A 20,963-nucleotide genomic window follows, 5' to 3' on the forward strand; every position below is an offset into this window, starting at 1 on the left:
TTATGAACAATCGTACAATCATTCAAGATGCAAGTGGCATCAATACTTTTTATGCAAAAATTTATTCTCTTGTTGGAGTCGGACTTGGAATTTCAGCGATAGTGTCGGCACTGATGTTGAGTATGTTTCAGTCAGTTATTGTGTCTGTATTGATGGGCTCTACTTGGATATTCTATGTGGCTATTGCTGCTGAACTTATTTTAGTCTTTGCGGCTTCTGGTATGGCAGTTAAAAATAGCCCTGCAGCTTTACCACTCTTTCTAGTTTATTCTGCATTAAATGGCTTTACCTTGAGTATTGTTCTTGCCCTTTATACTCAATCATCTGTCTTATCTGCATTTGTAACGGCATCAGCTATGTTCTTTGCGATGGCCTTTATTGGGAAGGTGACTAAGAAAGATCTTTCTGGAATGGGACGAGCATTGAGAGCTGCCTTGTTTGGTTTGATTATTGCTAGTGTTGTGAATATCTTCTTAAGAAATGGAAGTTTTGACTTCTTGATTAGTATCGCAGGTGTTATCATCTTCTCAGGTTTGATTGCATGGGATAATCAAAAGATTCGTTACGTGTATGAACGGTCAAATGGTCAAGTTGAAAATGGCTGGGCAGTATCTCTTGCTTTGAGTCTTTATCTTGATTTTATTAACCTCTTCCTCAGCCTTCTTCGTTTATTTGGTCGAAACGACTAATTAATGAAAAATGAATTTCTGCTTGCGTAGAGAATTCCATACTGTATGAGGGGAAATCTTTCTCATTGTTATATGAATAATAGAGTTAGGACTAGTTTTTAGTCCTGACTCTTTTTTGTGTGTAGGGGAAGGAGTCTAGTGGTTTTAGAATTTTTTAACTAGGGGCAAATCAAAGTTTGTGAAAAAACAATCTGTCCCAAAATACTAAATTTTCTGAAAATTCCTTGACATTATGGTGAAAAATGGTAACATAAAGTATACGTTTTTGAAAAAAGTGATGTCAAGATAGGACTAAGAGCTTGAGAGATATATCTATAAAGACTTTTAGGATGTGAGACTTGCTTCTGTGCTTTATTAAAAAATAAAAAGAATAGCTACTTTTTTCTTGATTTATTGGGGAAAAATGTTATTATTGGTAGCAGAAGTTAGAATTTTTTGACAATTCGGAATTTATCTATGAGGGAGGAACTTGTGAAGCAAATCAAATTAAAAGAACCTAAAAATGGTTCTGAACTGGTTTTAGAAACCTTGTTAGAACTTGGTATAGACACAGTTTTTGGTTATCCTGGTGGTGCAGTCTTGCCTTTGTATGATGCGATTTATAATTTTAAAGGCATTCGTCATATTCTAGGTCGTCATGAGCAAGGTTGCTTGCATGAAGCTGAAGGTTATGCCAAATCAACTGGAAAGTTGGGTGTCGCCATTGTCACTAGTGGACCTGGAGCAACAAATGCTATTACAGGGATTGCAGATGCTATGAGCGATAGCGTTCCTCTTTTAGTCTTTACTGGACAAGTTGCTCGAGCAGGGATTGGGAAGGATGCCTTTCAGGAGGCGGATATTGTTGGTATTACGATGCCAATTACCAAATACAATTACCAGGTACGTGAGACGGCTGATATTCCACGAATTATCACTGAAGCTGTTCATATTGCAACAACTGGTCGTCCTGGTCCAGTCGTCATTGACTTGCCTAAGGATGTATCTGCCTTGGAGACAGACTTCATCTATTCTCCAGAGGTGAATTTACCAAGTTACCAACCAACGCTTGTTCCTAATGATATGCAGATCAAGAAAATCTTGAAACAATTATCTAAAGCTAAGAAACCAGTATTGTTGGCAGGTGGTGGTATCAGCTACGCGGAAGCTTCTAAAGAATTAAATGAATTTGCAGAACGCTATCAAATTCCTGTTGTGACCAGCCTTTTGGGTCAAGGGACTATTGCAACGAGCCACCCACTTTTTCTTGGGATGGGGGGTATGCACGGTTCCTTTGCGGCTAACATTGCCATGACAGAAACAGACTTTATGATTAGCATCGGTTGTCGTTTTGATGACCGCTTGACAGGAAATCCTAAGACTTTTGCTAAGAATGCCAAGGTTGCTCATATCGATATTGATCCAGCTGAGATTGGTAAGATTATCAGTGCAGATATTCCTGTAGTGGGCGATGCTAAAAAAGCTTTACAGATGCTTCTAGCAGAGCCAACAGTTCATAACAATACTGAAAAGTGGATTGAAAAAGTTACGAAGGACAAGAATCGTGTTCGGTCTTATGATAAGAAGGAGCGCGTAGTTCAGCCTCAGGCGGTAATTGAACGCATCGGTGAGTTGACGAATGGGGATGCCATTGTTGTCACAGACGTAGGGCAACACCAAATGTGGGCAGCTCAATATTATCCTTATCAAAACGAGCGTCAATTGGTTACTTCTGGTGGTTTAGGAACCATGGGATTTGGAGTTCCTGCTGCTATTGGTGCCAAGATTGCTAACCCAGAAAAGGAGGTTATTCTTTTTGTTGGTGATGGTGGCTATCAAATGACAAACCAAGAGATGGCTATTCTCAATATCTATAAGGTTCCGATTAAGGTCATCATGCTAAACAATCATTCACTAGGAATGGTGCGGCAGTGGCAGGAAGCTTTCTATGATGGTCGTACCTCTGAGTCAGTCTTTGATACTTTGCCAGATTTCCAGCTCATGGCTCAGGCCTATGGTGTTAAATCTTATAAATTTGACAATCCAGAGACTATTGCTCAGGATTTGGAAGTGCTGAAGGAAGATATACCAATGTTTATCGAGGTGGACATTTCTCGTAAGGAGCACGTTTTGCCAATGGTACCAGCTGGTAAGAGCAATCATGAGATGTTGGGGGTGAAGTTCCATGCGTAGAATGTTGACCGCTAAACTCCAAAACCGTTCGGGTGTTCTAAATCGCTTCACTGGTGTTCTTTCCAGACGTCAGGTTAATATTGAGAGTATATCAGTCGGAACGACGGAGAATCCTGAAGTATCACGTATCACCATCATCATTGATGTGGCCTCATTGGCAGAAGTAGAGCAGATTATCAAGCAGCTTAATCGTCAAATTGATGTGATTCGAGTTCGTGATATCACAGACCGTCCTCACTTAGAGCGTGAAGTGATTCTGGTTAAGGTTTCAGCTCCAGCTGAGAAGCGTGCAGAGATCCTAGCCATTATCCAACCTTTCCGTGCAACGGTAGTAGATGTGGCTCCAAGCTCAATCACTATCCAGATGACTGGAAATGCTGAAAAGAGTGAAGCTTTATTGCGAGTGATTCGGCCATATGGGATCAAAAATATCGCTCGTACGGGTGCAACTGGATTTACCCGTGATTAAAAATCCTACTTAAATTTGTTAAACCAGCCTATAAGGCAATAAAAAATAGAAAAGAGAGAAAAACTATGGCAGTTCAAATGGAATACGAAAAAGATGTAAAAGTAGCAGCGCTTGACGGTAAGAAAATTGCCGTAATCGGCTATGGTTCACAAGGTCATGCTCATGCACAAAATCTGCGTGATACAGGCCATGATGTGATTATCGGTGTTCGCCCTGGTAAGTCATTCGATAAGGCTAAAGAAGATGGCTTTGATACTTACACAGTAGCAGAGGCAGCTAAGTTGGCTGATGTCATCATGATTTTGGCGCCAGATGAAATTCAACAAGAACTCTACGAAGCAGAAATCGCTCCAAACTTGGAAGCTGGTAATGCAGTTGGATTTGCCCATGGTTTCAATATCCATTTTGAATTTATCAAAGTTCCTGCTGATGTAGATGTCTTTATGTGTGCCCCTAAAGGTCCTGGTCACTTGGTTCGTCGTACTTTTGAAGAAGGATTTGGTGTTCCAGCTCTTTATGCAGTCTACCAAGATGCAACAGGAAATGCGAAAAACATTGCTATGGACTGGTGTAAAGGTGTTGGTGCAGCTCGTGTTGGTTTGCTTGAAACAACTTACAAAGAAGAAACTGAAGAAGATCTCTTTGGTGAACAAGCTGTTCTTTGTGGTGGTTTGACTGCCCTTATCGAAGCAGGTTTTGAAGTCTTGACAGAAGCAGGTTACGCTCCTGAATTGGCTTACTTTGAAGTTCTTCATGAAATGAAATTGATCGTTGACTTGATCTACGAGGGTGGATTCAAAAAAATGCGCCAATCAATTTCAAATACTGCTGAATACGGTGATTACGTATCAGGCCCACGTGTAATTACTGAGCAAGTCAAAGAAAACATGAAGGCTGTTTTGGCAGACATTCAAAATGGTAAATTTGCAAATGACTTTGTAAATGACTACAAGGCTGGCCGTCCAAAACTCACTGCTTACCGTGAACAAGCAGCCAACCTTGAAATCGAAAAAGTAGGTGCTGAATTGCGTAAAGCAATGCCATTTGTTGGTAAAAATGACGACGACGCATTTAAAATCTACAACTAATCGGTAAAGAAAGAAACAGATGGGGCAGAGAAATGAATTTCCTGCCTCCTTTCTTATCAAATGAAAACTTGCTGTATTTAATGATGCCAGATTCCTTGTTAAAAAAATGGTAACAGCTGGGATTGGCTTTGGTGTGGTTAATTGATTTCCACGCTTACAAGGATAATACATAAAGAAGGGAATTGTATGCTTGCAGCTAGAGATATTTTTAAAGCCCATCAAGTATTAAAAAATGTAGTTGAACGGACTCCACTGGACTTTGACCGTTATTTATCTGAAAAATATGGGGCGACTGTTTATCTGAAACGCGAAAATATGCAAAAGGTACGCTCTTTTAAGATTCGTGGTGCGTATTACGCCATTCACCAGCTATCTGAAGAGGACAAAAAAAGAGGAGTGGTCTGTGCTTCGGCGGGAAATCACGCGCAGGGAGTAGCTTTTACTTGCCATGAGATGAAAATTCCGGCGACTATATTTATGCCTGTTACGACACCTCAGCAAAAGATTGGACAAGTGCGATTTTTTGGTGGCGATTATGTAACCATTAAGTTGGTAGGAGATACCTTTGATGCCTCTGCTAAGGCCGCACAAGAATTTACCAAATCAGAAAAACTGACCTTTATTGATCCTTTTGATGATCTTAATGTTCAGGCCGGTCAAGGAACGGTGGCTTACGAAATCCATGAACAAGCCCAAGAGGAAGGTGTTGATTTTGATCAGATCTTCGTTCCAGTTGGTGGGGGAGGTCTGATTTCAGGAGTTTCAACTTATATTAAGTATGTTGCACCTGGAATGGAAGTGATTGGGGTTGAGGCTTCGGGTGCTCAGAGTATGCAAGCCGCCTTTGATCATGGAGAGCCAGTTAAGTTAGAGGAAATTGACAAATTCGCGGACGGAATTGCTGTCCAAAAGGTTGGGCAATCAACTTATGAAGTAGCTCGTAAATATGTTGATAAACTGGTTGGTGTGGATGAAGGCCTGATTTCAGAGACCTTGATTGATATGTATTCCAAACAAGGGATCATTGCTGAACCAGCAGGTGCAGCTTCTATTGCAGCTTTAGAAGTAATGAAAGAAGAAATCAAAGGCAAAAATGTTGTCTGCATTATTTCAGGGGGAAACAATGATATCAACCGGATGCAGGAAATGGAAGAACGTGCTCTTATTTATGACGGGATTAAGCACTATTTTGTGGTTAATTTCCCGCAACGCCCAGGAGCTCTTCGAGAATTTGTGAATAACATTTTAGGTGTCAATGATGATATCACGCGTTTTGAATATATAAAACGTGCCAACAAGGGAACAGGTCCGGTTTTAATCGGTATTGCTCTGGGCGATAAGAATGATTATGAAGCTTTGCTTTCACGCTTATCAGAGTTCGACCCTGGATACATTAATCTTCATGGTAATGAGAGTTTGTATAACCTCTTAGTCTGATTGAGTCTTTGATTACGATTAGGAAAGGAAGGTTTGGTTTTGTTGCATACAAGGCCAGATCTTTTTTGATCTTCTAAGTTTTTTGAACATTGAAAAACACCACAAAATCTCTGTCTTGTGGTGTTGATTTTTATTTATAGGTTAGAGGCTTAAAGGAATAATCTCATTAGTTCATGGGCCACACCGTCCTGATCGTTTGTTAGCCCCAGTTGTTGATCAGCAAAAGGCAGAAGACTAGTATTAGCATTTTTCATAGCATAGCCAGTACCAGCGAACTCTAGCATTTCAGTGTCATTGTGTTCGTCACCAAAAGCAATCAAATCTTTACGGTCAGCATTCATGATATTTAAAAGATACTTCAAGGCAAAAGCTTTATGGACTCCTTTGGGAGTACATTCAAGAATGTTGAGTGGTCCGCCCCAGGTATTGATGGTCAGCTCGTGTTGATAAAATGAACTCATTTGATCGGCTAGGGCATATTTATCTTCTGCTCGTGTCTGCAAGAGAATGACACTAGGATTCTTAGTGACGAGCTGAGGGTTAAACTGATTCTCGGGAACAAAAGCATTTACGCCAAATAATTGAGGATTGGCAATTTCTTCGTTAGTGTTGGTAATATAAAATTTATTGCGGTACTCACCGGCAATAAAGTCTGCTTCAATTTCTTCTTCTCGAGCAACCATATCAATCAGATATGATTTATCGACTGTCAAAGATTTTTCAAATTTCCATTTCTTACCTGGTAGATGTGTTAGAGAGCCATTGAAGTTAATCATAGGAGTATCCAGCCCCAATTCTTCATAGTACTGGTGAGCCATGCGGTAGGGGCGACCAGTTGTAATGATTACCTTATGTCCTTTTTGAGCTACTTTTTTTATGGTTTCTTTAGTAAAATCTGACAATTGGCTTTGCGAATTGAGCAAAGTACCATCAAGGTCTACAGCAATAATTTTATGCGCCATGTTAAATCCTCTTCATGTATGATAGTTCCTATTATAGCAGATTTTAAGTTTAATGGTAGTGATTTGTGTTATAATGTACTTCCAAAGGTCGAGTCAGATGCTTGTAATGAACAATTGCATCTGGTCGGACTTTTTATTTCTAAGTGAGGAGTTTTCTTGTATGCGTAAAATTTTCATGATTCATTTATTTTTTCTATTGATTTCCTTGTTAGTATACATGGAAGGAATAACTAAGTCAGGCCCTGACTTAGTCTGGAATATGATGCTGGCTTTGATTGCTTATGATTTTGCTATTTTGACTCGTTATTTTAAACAGGCCTGGTTATTTCCTGTATTTTTCATCCTTTGGCTGGTCTTTTATCCCAATACTTTTTATATGATAACTGATATTGTTCATATGCATTGGGTTGGAGATACCTTGTGGAATAAGACCAGTTTGCACTTGTTTATGGCTTTTGTTCCAAGCATCTTATTTGGTGTATACTGTGGAATTGAAAGTTGGATCATTATTAAAGAACGTTTGAGATTAACTTGGTGGCTGGACTTAATCGTAACGGGTGGCCTCTCTTTTATCTCTAGTCTAGCAATTTATATTGGTCGTTATGACCGCTTAAATACTTGGGATTTAATTAATAATCCCAGTCAAGTAGTTGAGAAATTACTAGCGACTTTTCAAAGGGAACGATTGTTTTTTATTCTGGGATTTACATTTATTCAATTTATGAGTTTGGTTTTTATGGCAAGAGATGATAAAAAATAATAAAAATATAAACATTTGTCTTGAAAAGGTGAATGTTTTTTTGTTATAATGGATTCGTTGTTCGTTTAAAACGAACTAAAATCTTTGTCTATAGATGGGAGATATGAATTGGACAAACTTTTTAAATTAAAGGAGAATGGTACGACCGTTCGTACAGAAATTCTCGCTGGATTAACAACCTTTTTTGCGATGAGTTATATTCTCTTTGTCAATCCAGCAATGCTATCTCAAACTGGTATGCCAGCACAAGGAGTATTTTTAGCAACGATTATTGGTGCTGTGGCTGGTACCTTGATGATGGCCTTTTATGCTAATCTGCCCTACGCACAAGCACCTGGGATGGGTCTGAATGCCTTTTTCACCTTTACAGTTGTCTTTAGTTTAGGCTATACTTGGCAGGAAGCTCTGGGAATGGTCTTCATCTGTGGAATCATTTCTTTGATTATTACCTTGACCAAGATTCGGAAGACCATTATTGAGTCTATTCCAGGATCCTTAAGAGCTGCAATTTCAGCAGGTATTGGTGTTTTCTTAGCTTATGTAGGGATTAAAAATGCAGGCTTATTGAAATTTTCTATTGATCCAGGGACTTATACAGTTGCTGGCGAAAGTGTAGAGAAAGCTCAATCAGCTATCACCGCTAACTCATCTGCTACACCAGGCCTAGTTGCTTTTAATGACCCTGCTGTTTTAGTTGCCTTGGTAGGTTTAGCGATTACTGTCTTTTTTGTGGTAAAAGGAATTAAGGGTGGAGTTATCCTATCCATCTTTGCTACAACTGTGGTTGCCATTTCTGTTGGTTTGGTAAACCTATCCTTAATTGACTTGAGTCAAAATAATCTTGGTACTGCCTTTAAAGAGTTGGGAGAAATTTTTGGTGTAGCAATTGGTCCAAAAGGTTTAGGTGCTCTCTTTACTGATACGGCTCGTTTACCTCAGACATTTATGGCTATTTTGGCCTTCTCCTTGACAGATATTTTTGATACAATCGGAACCCTAATCGGTACAGGTGAAAAGGTTGGAATTGTGGCAAGTTCTGGAGAAAACCATGAATCTGAGAGGCTGGATAAGGCTTTGTATTCAGACTTGATTGGTACTTCTATTGGGGCTATTGCAGGAACCTCAAACGTTACTACTTATGTAGAGTCAGCAGCAGGTATTGGAGCGGGAGGACGAACTGGTCTGACAGCTCTAGTCGTAGCAATCTGTTTTGCTATATCTAGCTTCTTTAGCCCTCTCTTAGCAATCGTTCCAACTGTTGCGACAGCTCCGATTTTAATTGTTGTTGGAATTATGATGCTGGGTAGTCTGAAAAACATCGAATGGGATGATTTGACTGAAGCAATCCCTGCTTTCTTCACTTCAATATTCATGGGATTCAGCTACAGCATTACTCATGGTATCGCAGCTGGTTTTATCATGTACGCTCTGGTTAAAACAGTAAAGGGACAAGCCAAAGAAGTTCATACTATGATTTGGATTTTGGATGCTCTATTCATTTTGAACTTCGTGAGTCTGGCTTTGGCAAAATAATCAGAGAAGTTGGATTTATCCAGCTTTTTTTTTATGTTGCGATTTTATGCATGAAAAAATTTTTTCTGGTATAATAAGACTTATGTTTAGTCATAATGAGAATGAGCTGATTGCTATTGGTCAGAAAATAGGCCGCTTACTTCAAGCACGAGATGTGCTGATTTTATCGGGCGATCTGGGGGCTGGTAAAACAACCCTGACCAAGGGGATTGCTCAAGGTTTGGATATTAGGCAAATGATCAAGAGTCCTACCTATACCATTGTTCGAGAGTACGAAGGACGGTTGCCACTTTATCATCTGGATGTTTACCGGATTGGAGAAGATCCCGATTCGATTGACCTAGATGACTTCCTCTTTGGTGATGGTGTTACTGTTATCGAGTGGGGAGAGCTTTTGGAAGATAGTTTGCCACAAGATTACCTGAAGATTCAGCTTGTCAAAGAAGAAGACGGAAGGCGGATTTTGTTCGAGGCTGTTGGACAAGCTTCAAAGGGTCTCTTGCAAAAGATAGAAAGCGAAATCCATTAATGCCGAGAGAATATGATTTGCTATTGAGGGAAGCTGAAGCTAGTGATGCGGAACTTCTGATTGACTTTCTCAGCCAGATTGGTCAAGAGTCTGATTATACGACTTTGGACGATGAGGGAGTCATGATGAGTGTGCAGCAAATGGCTGAATTTTTAGACTTGCAGGCTTCCTTGGAAAATCGAATTTCTATTCTGGCTTTCCTAGATGAAAACTTGGCCGGACTAATCAATATTACTGCTGATCGTCATGCGCGTGTTTGCCATATTGGTGATCTGTTCATTGCTGTAAGAAAATCATATTGGAACCAAGGTTTGGGTAGGGTTCTCATGGAGGAAGCCATTGATTGGGCTAGCCGGTCTGGTGTGATTCGCAAATTGGCTCTAAGTGTGCAAGTAAGAAATGAACGAGCAGTGCATCTCTATCAAAGTTTAGGCTTTGAGATTGAAGGCTTACAAAAACGTGGAGCCTATCTAAACGAAGGGAAATTTCTAGATGTTTACCTCATGGGAAAACTGATAGATTAAAAATATATGTTTAAAAAGACCTTATTAATGTTTTTAAGTTTATTGCTGGTGACAGTCATGGGAGTGGGGGCCTATGCCTGGACTATTTATGATCAGTCTACTGGAGAACTCTCGAAGACCTATAAGAGTCTGGGAGGAGAAACAGATGTTATCTCTGCTACGAAACCTATGACGATTCTCCTGATGGGAGTGGATACAGGTAGTGGCTCGCGTGAAGATACATGGGCTGGAAATAGTGATAGTATGATTTTACTGTCCGTCAATCCAACAACTAAGAAGACAGTTATGATGAGTTTGGAAAGAGATATTCTTACCAAATTTAAGGATAAAGATGGTGAAACAGTTGAGGCAAAATTAAACTCAGCCTACGCTTCAGGCGGTGCTAAGTTGGCTATTTCCACTATCCAGGAGATGATGAATATTCATATCGATCGCTATGTTTTGATTAATATGAAGGGCCTTGTTCAATTGGTGGATGCTGTCGGGGGCATTACAGTTAATAATACCTTTGATTTTCCGATTTCTATCGAAGAAAATGAACCAGAATACACAGCTAAGATTGAGCCGGGTGTTCAAAAGATTAATGGGGACCAAGCCTTGGTATACGCTCGGATGCGCTATCAAGATCCAGAAGGAGACTATGGTCGTCAAAAACGCCAACGTGAAGTTATCAAAAAAGTTGTTGAGAAGGTTCTCAGTCTAAATAGCGTGAGTCACTATCAAGCTATTTTGAAGGCTGTTAGTTCAAATATGCAAACCAATATTGAATTAACATCTGGAAGTATACCTCAGCTTCTGGGCTACAAGGATGCATTCAGACGAATTGATAGCCAGCAATTACGAGGCGAAGATGCGACTCTAGCTGATGGTGGAAGTTACCAAATCGTGACACGAGACCACTTGTTAGAAATGCAAAATCTCTTGCGTAAGTCACTTGGATTAAGTACTTTGTCAAAATTAGAGACGAATGCAGTCTTGTATGATGAAATAGATGGAAGTGGTGGAATTTCAACAAGTTCTTCTGCCGGCTATTCTTCGTCCTTATCGGATGCGACGGACACAGAAACGACTTATTCAAATAATACTTACTCTTATTCAACTCCGGCTAGTACCAGTCAGGGGAATACAATTACATCACCTAGTTCAGTGGATCAGACGGCAACGGCAACGCCTACTGGCCAGGAACAATCTACTACAACTGGGACAGAAGCGCAATAAGAACAAAGAGTCAAGCTTTCAGTATGAAAACTTGACTCTTTTTGATTCTAATTATTTTTTTGTTTGATAGGAGAAGATTCCCAAATATCTTGAATTTCAGAAAATCTTGCTTGCGCTTCTTGATTAAAAACATTGATCTTATATTGGAGGTCTTTGCTTATATCTTCCAGTGTGCTTTTTTGCTCTCTTAGGTAACTTAAGTTAGCTTGGATTTCAGATAGACTGTCTTGTGCTTTGTGTAATAGTTGGCCAGTATCACTGATTTCGTCTGTAATGCTTTCACGATTTTTTACCAGTAGGTAACTAGTGATGGCTGCTCCAGTAAAGAGGAAGAGGTTAGATAATTTCATTTTAAGCCTCCTAATCTATAGCTTGAGAAATTTCTGCTGCCAAGCGACTTAGTTCAGAAAAGTCAGGTTCATGAGCAACAAAGGTTAGTTTTAAATCGTCATTTTCATCATAGCGTGGCGCTAAATGAACATGGGTATGAAAAACAGTTTGGCCAGCAATTTCTTCGTTATTATTAATGATATTCATGCCTGCTGCACCAGTTGCCTTCATAACTTTACGGGCGATTTGAGGCACACGTTCGAAGAGTTGACTAGAACTGCTTCCGTCCATCTCCAGAAGGTTACGAAAGTGTTGCTTTGGGACAACAAGTGTGTGACCAGGCGTTACTTGTGAAATATCAAGAAAGGCTAGGACGGCTTCGTCTTCATAGACTTTAGCCGCAGGGATGTCTCCTGCAATAATTTTACAAAAAATACAATCTGTCATAAAATGCACCTCTTTGGCTAGATTTTGATATAATAGAGGAGACTGCAATACTGAGCTTATCGTCTTAAAAAGGAGACGTCTTGTTGGCTCAAGAGCAGTACCCACAATACAGATATTATACCAGAAATTGGAGAAAAAATGTTAGAAATAAAAGGGCTTACAGGTGGCTATGTCAATATTCCTGTTTTGAAAGATGTCAGTTTTGAAGTTGGAGACGGTCAGCTTGTCGGACTGATTGGTCTAAACGGAGCTGGAAAATCAACAACCATCAATGAAATAATCGGCCTATTGACGCCTTATCAAGGGGAGATTTTGATAGATGGTTTGAGTCTGAAGTCAGACAGGACAGCCTATCGCAAAAAGATTGGTTTTATCCCTGAAACACCGAGTCTCTACGAAGAATTAACCTTGAAGGAACATATCGAGACGGTTGCTATGGCCTATGACATTGACTCGCAAACAGCTATGGATCGAGTGGATAAATTGCTTCAGATCTTCCGTCTTAAAGACAAGTTAGATTGGTTCCCGGTCAATTTCTCAAAGGGAATGAAGCAGAAGGTTATGATCATCTGTGCCTTTGTGATTGACCCTAGTTTGTTTATTGTGGATGAACCCTTTTTAGGATTGGATCCTCTGGCCATCTCTGATTTGATCGAGCTCCTAGCAGAAGAAAAGACTAAAGGAAAGTCTATACTGATGAGTACTCATGTGCTTGATTCGGCAGAGAAAATGTGTGATTCTTTTGTTATCTTGCACAAGGGTCAGGTACGGGCTAAAGGAAATTTAGCACAGTTGCGAGAAGAATTTTCATTGCCAGAAGCAAGTCTCAATGAAATCTACCTAGCTTTGACAGAAGAGGCGACCCTATGAGAGAAGTATTTGCTAAGCGCAAACTGGATTTTCGGAATCAGTGTGTCAAATATCTGCGCTATGTTCTGAATGACCACTTTGTTCTATTTTTAATGGTTTTCTTGGGCTTTACAGCGGTTCAATACAGCCAGTTGCTTCGCAATTTTCCTAAAAATCATTTGCCTATCTGGCTAGCCATAGTCTTCCTATCATTAGGCCTGATTTTTATGGGCAGGATTGCTACCTATCTTGAAAAGCCAGATAGCCTCTTTCTTTTGGCTAAGGAAGAAGAAGTCCGTGTCTATGTCGGAAAACAAAGGCGAAATTCTTTTATTCTTTGGGGAATTTTGCAAACCTTGGCTTTGCTTCTCTTGGCACCTCTTTTTCTAGCTTTAGGTGTGACTATATGGGGATTTGCTCTATATTGTTTGTTCCTATTTGCTTTGAAAGCTCTAGTATTTCAATGGAAAAGTAAGAAATTCTATTTGCAGGAAGGGCTTGATTGGAAGTCTTTAATTGCTTACGAAGAGAGACGCAAACAGCGAATTTTGCAATTTTTTGCTCTCTTTACGAATGTTAAGGGAATATCAAGTAGCGTAAAAAGACGAGCTTATTTAGATTTCTTGACCAACCGCCTGTCCAAGAACCAAGAGAAAGTTTGGGACAATCTCTTCTTGCGCTCTTATTTGAGAAATGGGGACTTTTTTGCCCTTAGTCTACGTTTGTTGATTTTATCTTTGCTGATCATTATTTTTCTGTCTCAAAGCATGATTGCAACAGTCTTTGTCGGTCTTTTTCAGTACCTCTTGCTCTTTCAGCTTCTAGCCTTGTATGATGCTTATGATTATCAATATTTAATCAAACTCTTCCCTCTAGAGGAAAGTGCAAAGGTAAAAGGAGCTAAACGAGTTATCACTAGCATTGGGGCAGTCGTATTGCTCGTAGAATTATTGACAGCTCTGCTATTTTTTAAAGAAAAAATAATGGTCCTTTTTATCCTTCTTGTATACCTGATACTTTACGCAGTTTATCTACCTTACAAGCTTAAAGGATTGGTTGACGAAAGGGCTTAAAACTAGTAAAATAGATTGGAAACTTTGATGGAGGGTAAGAATGGACTTGAACGATAATGAACTGACCCTAACGCCTATAAATGGTAAGAGCGGGAAGGCTTATATGGGCAGTTATCCTGATGGAGAGCGTGTGTTTGTGAAGATGAATACGACTCCGATTTTAGCAGGGCTTGCTAAGGAACAAATTGCTCCGCAACTTCTATGGAGCCGCCGTCTTCCTGATGGCAATGTGATGACTGCACAAGAATGGCTGTCTGGTGAAATTTTAGGACCAGATGGTTTGGAAAGAAAGCAAATTTTTGATATTTTAATCCGTCTGCACCGGTCACGGCCGCTAATGACTCAGTTGACAAAACTAGGTTACGCTTTAGAGCATCCTAATGATCTCTTAGATAACTGGGTAGAAAAAGTGCCTATGGCCTTGAAGAGCAACCAGTATTTACAGTCCATCATTGCAGACTTACGTAAAAACTTGCCTGCCTTCCGAGAAGATTATGCAACTATTGTGCACGGGGATGTGCGTCATAGTAACTGGGTAGAAACAAGGAGTGGATTGATATACCTCGTTGATTGGGACTCTGTCCGCTTAACAGATAGAATGTTCGACGTAGCACATTTGCTCAGTCACTATATTCCAGAAGCACGTTGGGAAGAATGGCTGATTTATTATGGCTATAAATACAATGAAAAGGTTTTAGAGAAGCTCTACTGGTACAGTCAGTATAGCTACCTTTGCCAAGTCGCTAAGTATTATGAGAATAACGATTTAGAAAATGTGAACCGTGAAATTTATGCTTTGCGCAATTTCCGGGCCAAATACAGAAAGGAATCATGAGAGTAAGAAACCGCAAGGGGGCAACTGAGCTTCTAGAAGCCAATCCCCAATATGTCGTCTTAAACCCAGCTGATGCCAAAGGGAAATGGCAGGAGCTTTTTGGTAATAATCATCCGATTCATATTGAAGTTGGAAGTGGTAAAGGGGCCTTTATTACTGGTATGGCTAAGGCCAACCCAAATATCAATTATATCGGAATTGATATCCAAAAATCAGTTCTCAGTTACGCTCTTGACAAGGTCTTGGCAACCGATGTTCCTAATATCAAATTGCTCTGGGTGGACGGTTCTGATTTGACCAACTATTTTGCTGACGGGGAGATTGATCGACTGTATTTGAATTTCTCTGATCCCTGGCCCAAAAAACGCCATGAGAAACGTCGCTTAACCTATAAGTCTTTTCTGGATACCTTTAAGCAGATTTTGCCGGAAAAAGGAGAAGTTCATTTTAAGACGGACAACCGTGGTTTGTTTGAGTACAGCCTAGTCAGCTTTTCTCAGTATGGTATGAAGCTGAAGGGAGTCTGGCTTGACTTACATGCGAGCGACTTTGAAGGAAATGTTCTGACAGAATATGAACAAAAGTTTTCTAGCAAAGGGCAGGTTATTTACCGAGTAGAAGCAGTATTTTAATAAAAAATGCTGAAAAAGCCTCTATCTCTTGCTTTTTAAGGACAGGAGTGCTATAATACAGTTTAGTGAATATTAGAAAGTGAGGCGGAGATCATTCTTCGCCTCTTATCTATGAGGAGGTGCAGTCTTATCGCAACAATTGTAGAGTTAGTAACGGCAGTGATTGAGCCAGCTATTACAGCGCCATTTGAATTGGTAGATGTAGAGTATGGTAAGATTGGGAGCGACTATGTCCTAAGTGTTTTTGTGGACAAGCCAGAAGGAATCACCGTCAATGATACAGCTGATTTGACGGATATTATCAGTCCCTTACTGGATACGATTAAGCCGGATCCCTTTCCTGAGCAGTACTTCCTTGAAGTGACTAGCCCCGGCTTAGAAAGGCCGCTTAAGACCAAGGAGCAGGTCGAAGCAGCAGTTGGTCAATATATTCATGTTGGTTTGTATAAATCCTTGGACAAACAAAAGGTCTTTGAAGGGACCTTGCTCCAGTTTAAAGAGGATGTTCTGACCATAGAATATATGGACAAAACCCGTAAGAAAGAAATTGACATTCCCTATAGTCTTGTTTCCAAGGCAAGACTCGCTGTTAAGTTTTAGAATAAAAGAAAGGATTGCTTTTGCCTAGCAAAAGCGAAGAAAACATGAGTAAAGAAATGCTAGATGCTTTCCGCATCTTAGAAGAAGATAAAGGTATCAAAAAAGAAGACATTATTGACGCAGTTAAAGAATCTCTTCGTTCTGCTTATCGTCGTCGTTATGGTCAAGCAGATAGTGCTTTGATTGATTTCGATGAGAAAAAAGGAGACTTCCACGTTTATACAGTTCGTGAAGTGGTTGACGAAGTCTTTGACAGTCGTTTAGAAATCAGCTTGAAAGATGCGCTTGCTATTAGTTCTGCTTATGAACTAGGAGATAAGATTAAATTTGAAGAAGCTCCTGCTGAGTTTGGTCGTGTGGCCGCTCAGTCTGCTAAACAGACTATTATGGAAAAGATGCGCAAGCAAACTCGTACCATTACTTATAACACTTATAAGGAACATGAAAATGAAATCATGTCAGGTACAGTAGAACGCTTTGACAACCGCTTTATCTATGTGAACCTAGGTAGTATCGAAGCCCAACTTTCTAAACAAGATCAGATTCCTGGCGAAGTCTTTGCTTCACATGATCGAATCGAAGTTTTCGTTTACAAGGTTGAAGACAACCCACGTGGAGTAAATGTCTTTGTAAGCCGTAGCCATCCTGAAATGATTAAACGTCTGATGGAACAAGAAATCCCAGAAGTTTACGACGGAACTGTAGAAATCATGAGTGTGGCTCGTGAAGCAGGAGACCGTACGAAGGTTGCTGTGCGCAGTCATAATCCAAATGTTGATGCTATCGGTACAATCGTTGGTCGTGGTGGAGCTAATATCAAGAAAATCACTAGCAAATTCCACCCAGCAAAATACGATGCCAAGAGCGATCGCATGGTTCCTGTTGAAGAAAATATCGATGTTATCGAATGGGTAGCAGACCCAGCTGAATTCATCTACAATGCTATTGCACCAGCTGAAGTGGACCAAGTTATCTTTAACGCAGAAGATAATAAACGTGCTCTAGTGGTCGTTCCAGATAATAAATTGTCATTGGCGATTGGTCGTCGTGGACAAAACGTTCGCTTGGCAGCTCACTTGACAGGCTATCGTATTGATATCAAATCAGCCAGTGAGTTTGAAGCTATGGAAGCAGCTAATGAATTGGGTGGCTTTGGAGAAGTGGCAGAGGAAGTTATCTATGAAGAGGATGCAAATCTGACCTACACGGACCAAGCAATGGAAGAAATGGCTGCAGCAGCACTAGCAACAGACCTTGAAGAAAGCGAAGTTACAGAGCTAGACTAAGGGGGCAAGTATGGCAAAAACACGAAAAATCCCTTTAAGAAAATCAGTTGTTTCAAACCAAGTGATTGACAAGCGTGATTTACTGCGAATTGTAAAAAATAAGGAGGGCCAAGTATTTATTGACCCAACCGGTAAGGCAAATGGCCGTGGCGCTTATATCAAACTGGATAACGAAGAAGCGCTTCAAGCTAAAAAGAAACAAGTCTTTAATCGCAGTTTTAATATGGAAGTGGACGAAGCTTTCTATGATGAATTGATTGCTTATGTTGATCACAAAGTGAAAAGAAGAGAGTTAGGTCTTGAATAAACAACAAGTCGCAAATCTACTAGGTCTGGCACAAAGAGCAGGACGGATTATTTCTGGTGAAGAATTAGTCGTTAAGGCCATTCAAGAAGGAAAGGCCAAACTGGTTTTTCTAGCCCATGACGCTGCTCCAAATTTGAGTAAAAAAATTAAAGATAAAAGCCACTATTACCAAGTAGATGTATCAACCGTGTTTTCAACACTGGAATTGAGCTCTGCGATTGGTAAAGCAAGAAAAGTGCTTGCCATCACAGATGCTGGTTTTACAAAGAAAATGAGGTCTATTATGCAATAGAACAGGAGGACAAGGATTTGTCTAAAAAAAGATTATACGAAATCGCAAAAGAACTGGGAAAAGAAAGTAAGGAAATTGTTCAGCGGGCAAAAGAGCTAGGCTTGGATGTTAAAAGTCACTCATCTAGTGTTGAAGCTGCTGCTGCGGATAAGATTGTGGCCAGTTTTGCTTCTGTAAAAAAGGCAGTTACTGGTGCTTCTGATGCCAAAGCAAAACCAAGTACTGAGCCAATAAAAACAGAGGCGACGCCATCAAAGCCTGCAAAGGATAAGACTGAACAGGCAGCAAACAAGCCGTCACCTAGCCCAGCACCATCTCCTAAGCCTGTGGAAAAAGCTCCAGCAACTAAGCAAGAGCAAGCACAAGGAACTACTGCTCCTAAAGTTACACGTCCACAAAGCCGTAACTTTAAAGCGGAAAGGGAGGCACGGGCGAAAGAGCAGGCAGAGCGTCGTAAACAACAGGGTCAACAAAGACCACAAGGAAACCGCAATGATCGCAACGATCGCCGGAATAACCAAAACGATCGCAATGACCGTAATAGTCAAAATCGCAATGATCGCCGCAATCGTCAGGAACAAGGCAATCAACATCGCAATCAAGGTCAATCCCAATATAATCAACAACGCCAGTCCTTTAACCAGGGGCCTAAGATTGACTTTAAAGCGCGGGCAGCAGCCTTGAAAGCTGAGCAAAATGCTGAGTATGCTCGTTCTAGTGAAGAGCGCTTCAAACAGGCTAAGGCTAACAAGGAAGCTTTGCGGGAGCAGAATAAGCGTAAAGAACAAGCTAAATTGGAAGATTTATTTGTAGAAGTAGAATCTCCAAAAACTACAGCGCAAGCACCAGCAACACCAGCTCCAACAACTCAAGAGCCTGCTGTAGATACGCGTCGGAAGAAACAAGCACGACCTGATAAGGAACGTGATAACTTTGATCACGAAGAAGATGGTCCAAGAAAACAACAAAAGAATCGAAGCAGTCAAAATCAAGTGAGAAATCAAAAGAATAGTAATTGGAATAACAATAAGAAAACGAAAAAAGGCAAAAACAATCGGAATAATAATGCGACACCAAAACCTGTTACAGAGCGTAAATTCCATGAATTGCCAACAGAATTTGAATATACAGATGGCATGACCGTGGCAGAAATTGCAAAACGGATCAAACGTGAACCAGCAGAAATCGTTAAGAAGCTCTTTATGATGGGCGTTATGGCAACGCAAAACCAATCTCTTGACGGTGATACAATTGAACTCCTTATGGTAGACTATGGTATCGAAGCTAAGAAGAAGGTTGAAGTTGACACTGCTGATATTGAACGTTTCTTTGTCGAAGAAGGCTACATCAATGAAGATGCTTTAGAAGAACGTCCACCGGTTGTAACTATCATGGGTCACGTTGACCATGGTAAAACAACCCTCTTGGATACACTTCGTAATTCACGCGTTGCGACAGGTGAAGCGGGAGGAATTACTCAGCATATCGGTGCCTACCAAATCGTCGAAGGTGGCAAGAAGATTACCTTCCTAGATACGCCAGGACACGCGGCCTTCACATCTATGCGGGCTCGTGGTGCGTCTGTTACGGATATCACTATCCTAGTCGTTGCAGCTGATGATGGGGTTATGCCTCAGACTATTGAAGCGATCAACCACTCAAAAGCAGCGAACGTTCCAATCATTGTTGCTATCAACAAGATTGATAAGCCAGGTGCCAACCCTGAACGTGTTATCGGTGAATTGGCAGAGCATGGTGTTATGTCAACAGCTTGGGGAGGAGACTCTGAGTTTGTAGAAATCTCAGCGAAGTTCAACCAAAACATCGATGAATTATTGGAAACAGTCCTACTTGTAGCAGAGATCCAAGAACTTAAGGCTGACCCAACAGTCCGTGCCATCGGTACCGTTATCGAAGCACGTTTGGATAAAGGAAAAGGTGCTGTTGCGACCTTGCTTGTCCAACAAGGTACCTTGAACGTTCAAGATCCTATCGTTGTTGGTAATACCTTTGGTCGTGTCCGTGCGATGACCAATGATTTGGGTCGTCGTGTCAAAGTGGCTGGTCCATCTACACCAGTTTCTATCACAGGTCTGAACGAAACACCAATGGCTGGTGATCATTTCGCTGTTTATGAAGATGAAAAAGCTGCGCGTGCAGCCGGTGAAGAACGTGCTAAACGGGCTTTGCTGAAGCAACGTCAAGCCACTCACCGTGTTAGCCTTGAAAATCTCTTTGATACCCTTAAAGCGGGTGAAGTCAAGTCTGTTAATGTTATCATCAAAGCCGACGTACAAGGTTCTGTTGAGGCCTTGGCTGCTTCCCTACAAAAGATCGAAGTAGAGGGCGTGAAGGTAACCATCGTCCACTCAGCAGTTGGTGCTATCAATGAATCAGACGTAACCTTGGCTGAAGCTTCAAATGCCGTTATTATCGGTTTCAATGTCCGTCCTACGCCACAAGCTCGTCAGCAAGCTGAGTCTGATAGCGTTGAAATTCGTCTCCACAGCATCATCTACAAGGTTATCGAAGAAGTGGAAGACGCTATGAAGGGAATGCTGGACCCTGAATACCAAGAAAAAATTATCGGTGAAGCCCTTATCCGTGAAACCTTCAAGGTTTCTAAAGTTGGTACCATCGGTGGATTTATGGTTGTCAGCGGTAAAGTTACCCGTGACTCTAAGGTCCGTGTGATTCGTGACGGCGTCGTGATCTATGACGGCCAGTTGGCTAGTTTGAAGCACTTCAAAGATGATGTCAAAGAAGTTACGAACGGCCGTGAAGGTGGTCTCATGATTGAAGGCTATAATGATATTCAAGTAGATGATACCATTGAAGCCTATATCATGGAAGAAATTAAAAAATAAAAGATAAAAGATAAACCCTGAAGCTTTTAAGTCCGTATTCATGAGATCAATTTTGATGAGGATG

The 20,963-nt window shown here is 40.7% G+C and carries 22 protein-coding genes; 19 read left to right on the forward strand and 3 right to left on the reverse strand.

The window, feature by feature from the left end:
• Positions 1-2: 2 nt before the first annotated feature.
• From PCY09_RS06525 to ilvA, 5 genes are all read left to right on the forward strand, one after another.
• Positions 3-689 carry a Bax inhibitor-1/YccA family protein gene (locus tag PCY09_RS06525; protein ID WP_008808528.1) on the forward strand — a complete coding sequence of 229 codons (687 nt, stop codon included), beginning with the start codon at positions 3-5 and terminating at the stop codon, positions 687-689.
• Positions 690-1,160: 471 nt separating this feature from the next.
• Positions 1,161-2,861: an acetolactate synthase large subunit gene (locus PCY09_RS06530; RefSeq protein WP_046165126.1), complete on the forward strand. Its 1,701-nt coding sequence runs from the start codon at positions 1,161-1,163 to the stop codon at positions 2,859-2,861.
• Positions 2,854-3,330, forward strand: a complete 477-nt coding sequence (ilvN, locus tag PCY09_RS06535) for an acetolactate synthase small subunit (RefSeq protein ID WP_048778851.1) — start codon at positions 2,854-2,856, stop codon at positions 3,328-3,330. Before PCY09_RS06530 ends, ilvN begins: the two co-directional genes overlap by 8 nt.
• Before the next feature lie 65 nt (positions 3,331-3,395).
• On the forward strand, positions 3,396-4,418 hold the full coding sequence (gene ilvC / locus PCY09_RS06540) for a ketol-acid reductoisomerase (protein ID WP_008808531.1): 1,023 nt from the start codon (positions 3,396-3,398) through the stop codon (positions 4,416-4,418).
• A 186-nt stretch (positions 4,419-4,604) separates the two neighbouring features.
• Entirely contained in the window at positions 4,605-5,855 is a 1,251-nt protein-coding gene (gene ilvA, locus PCY09_RS06545; RefSeq protein ID WP_046165127.1) for a threonine ammonia-lyase IlvA, read from the forward strand.
• 149 nt (positions 5,856-6,004) lie between these two features.
• On the opposite strand, the gene PCY09_RS06550 is transcribed toward ilvA, so the two are convergent.
• Positions 6,005-6,817: a Cof-type HAD-IIB family hydrolase gene (locus PCY09_RS06550; RefSeq protein ID WP_008808534.1), complete on the reverse strand. Its 813-nt coding sequence runs from the start codon at positions 6,815-6,817 to the stop codon at positions 6,005-6,007.
• Positions 6,818-6,977: 160 nt separating this feature from the next.
• Here PCY09_RS06550 and PCY09_RS06555 point away from each other — a divergent pair, with 160 nt between their 5' ends.
• From PCY09_RS06555 to PCY09_RS06575, 5 genes are all read left to right on the forward strand, one after another.
• Complete coding sequence (locus PCY09_RS06555) at positions 6,978-7,577, forward strand: DUF1361 domain-containing protein (RefSeq protein ID WP_061601478.1); 600 nt, start codon at positions 6,978-6,980, stop codon at positions 7,575-7,577.
• Between the two features lie 108 nt (positions 7,578-7,685).
• Positions 7,686-9,110, forward strand: a complete 1,425-nt coding sequence (locus PCY09_RS06560) for an NCS2 family permease (protein ID WP_045634230.1) — start codon at positions 7,686-7,688, stop codon at positions 9,108-9,110.
• Between the two features lie 82 nt (positions 9,111-9,192).
• A complete protein-coding gene (gene tsaE / locus PCY09_RS06565) occupies positions 9,193-9,639 on the forward strand; it encodes a tRNA (adenosine(37)-N6)-threonylcarbamoyltransferase complex ATPase subunit type 1 TsaE (protein WP_061601477.1) in 447 nt (148 codons plus the stop codon).
• Positions 9,639-10,163 (forward strand): GNAT family N-acetyltransferase, encoded by a 525-nt coding sequence (locus PCY09_RS06570; RefSeq protein ID WP_061601476.1) that lies wholly within the window; start codon positions 9,639-9,641, stop codon positions 10,161-10,163. Before tsaE ends, PCY09_RS06570 begins: the two co-directional genes overlap by 1 nt.
• A gap of 6 nt (positions 10,164-10,169) precedes the next feature.
• On the forward strand, positions 10,170-11,381 hold the full coding sequence (locus tag PCY09_RS06575) for an LCP family protein (protein ID WP_061601475.1): 1,212 nt from the start codon (positions 10,170-10,172) through the stop codon (positions 11,379-11,381).
• Between the two features lie 47 nt (positions 11,382-11,428).
• On the opposite strand, the gene PCY09_RS06580 is transcribed toward PCY09_RS06575, so the two are convergent.
• Together PCY09_RS06580 and PCY09_RS06585 are read right to left on the reverse strand one after the other, a co-directional pair.
• On the reverse strand, positions 11,429-11,731 hold the full coding sequence (locus tag PCY09_RS06580; RefSeq protein ID WP_125369385.1) for a hypothetical protein: 303 nt from the start codon (positions 11,729-11,731) through the stop codon (positions 11,429-11,431).
• 10 nt (positions 11,732-11,741) lie between these two features.
• Entirely contained in the window at positions 11,742-12,158 is a 417-nt protein-coding gene (locus PCY09_RS06585; protein ID WP_045772933.1) for an HIT family protein, read from the reverse strand.
• 138 nt (positions 12,159-12,296) lie between these two features.
• Between PCY09_RS06585 and PCY09_RS06590 the strand changes: the two genes are divergently transcribed.
• From PCY09_RS06590 to infB, 9 genes are all read left to right on the forward strand, one after another.
• On the forward strand, positions 12,297-13,028 hold the full coding sequence (locus PCY09_RS06590) for an ABC transporter ATP-binding protein (protein ID WP_061601473.1): 732 nt from the start codon (positions 12,297-12,299) through the stop codon (positions 13,026-13,028).
• Complete coding sequence (locus PCY09_RS06595) at positions 13,025-14,080, forward strand: ABC transporter permease (protein ID WP_061601472.1); 1,056 nt, start codon at positions 13,025-13,027, stop codon at positions 14,078-14,080. Before PCY09_RS06590 ends, PCY09_RS06595 begins: the two co-directional genes overlap by 4 nt.
• Positions 14,081-14,120: 40 nt before the next feature.
• On the forward strand, positions 14,121-14,915 hold the full coding sequence (gene ccrZ, locus PCY09_RS06600; protein WP_008808544.1) for a cell cycle regulator CcrZ: 795 nt from the start codon (positions 14,121-14,123) through the stop codon (positions 14,913-14,915).
• Positions 14,912-15,547, forward strand: coding sequence for a tRNA (guanosine(46)-N7)-methyltransferase TrmB (trmB, locus tag PCY09_RS06605; protein ID WP_045772936.1), 636 nt, complete (start codon positions 14,912-14,914; stop codon positions 15,545-15,547). Before ccrZ ends, trmB begins: the two co-directional genes overlap by 4 nt.
• Before the next feature lie 111 nt (positions 15,548-15,658).
• Positions 15,659-16,147, forward strand: a complete 489-nt coding sequence (rimP, locus tag PCY09_RS06610) for a ribosome maturation factor RimP (RefSeq protein ID WP_008808546.1) — start codon at positions 15,659-15,661, stop codon at positions 16,145-16,147.
• Positions 16,148-16,191: 44 nt separating this feature from the next.
• The gene (gene nusA, locus PCY09_RS06615) at positions 16,192-17,433 is read left to right on the forward strand and encodes a transcription termination factor NusA (protein ID WP_125396909.1); all 1,242 of its coding nucleotides are present in this window, start codon (positions 16,192-16,194) and stop codon (positions 17,431-17,433) included.
• 10 nt (positions 17,434-17,443) lie between these two features.
• Positions 17,444-17,740, forward strand: a complete 297-nt coding sequence (locus tag PCY09_RS06620; protein WP_008808548.1) for a YlxR family protein — start codon at positions 17,444-17,446, stop codon at positions 17,738-17,740.
• Positions 17,733-18,032 (forward strand): YlxQ-related RNA-binding protein, encoded by a 300-nt coding sequence (locus PCY09_RS06625; RefSeq protein ID WP_008808549.1) that lies wholly within the window; start codon positions 17,733-17,735, stop codon positions 18,030-18,032. The genes PCY09_RS06620 and PCY09_RS06625 overlap by 8 nt, the downstream gene beginning before the upstream one ends.
• A 17-nt stretch (positions 18,033-18,049) precedes the next feature.
• Complete coding sequence (gene infB / locus PCY09_RS06630) at positions 18,050-20,899, forward strand: translation initiation factor IF-2 (protein WP_125396910.1); 2,850 nt, start codon at positions 18,050-18,052, stop codon at positions 20,897-20,899.
• The last annotated feature ends 64 nt before the right edge of the window (positions 20,900-20,963 follow it).

Source organism: Streptococcus sp. SG2, assembly GCF_030439925.1.
Taxonomy (GTDB): domain Bacteria; phylum Bacillota; class Bacilli; order Lactobacillales; family Streptococcaceae; genus Streptococcus; species Streptococcus gordonii.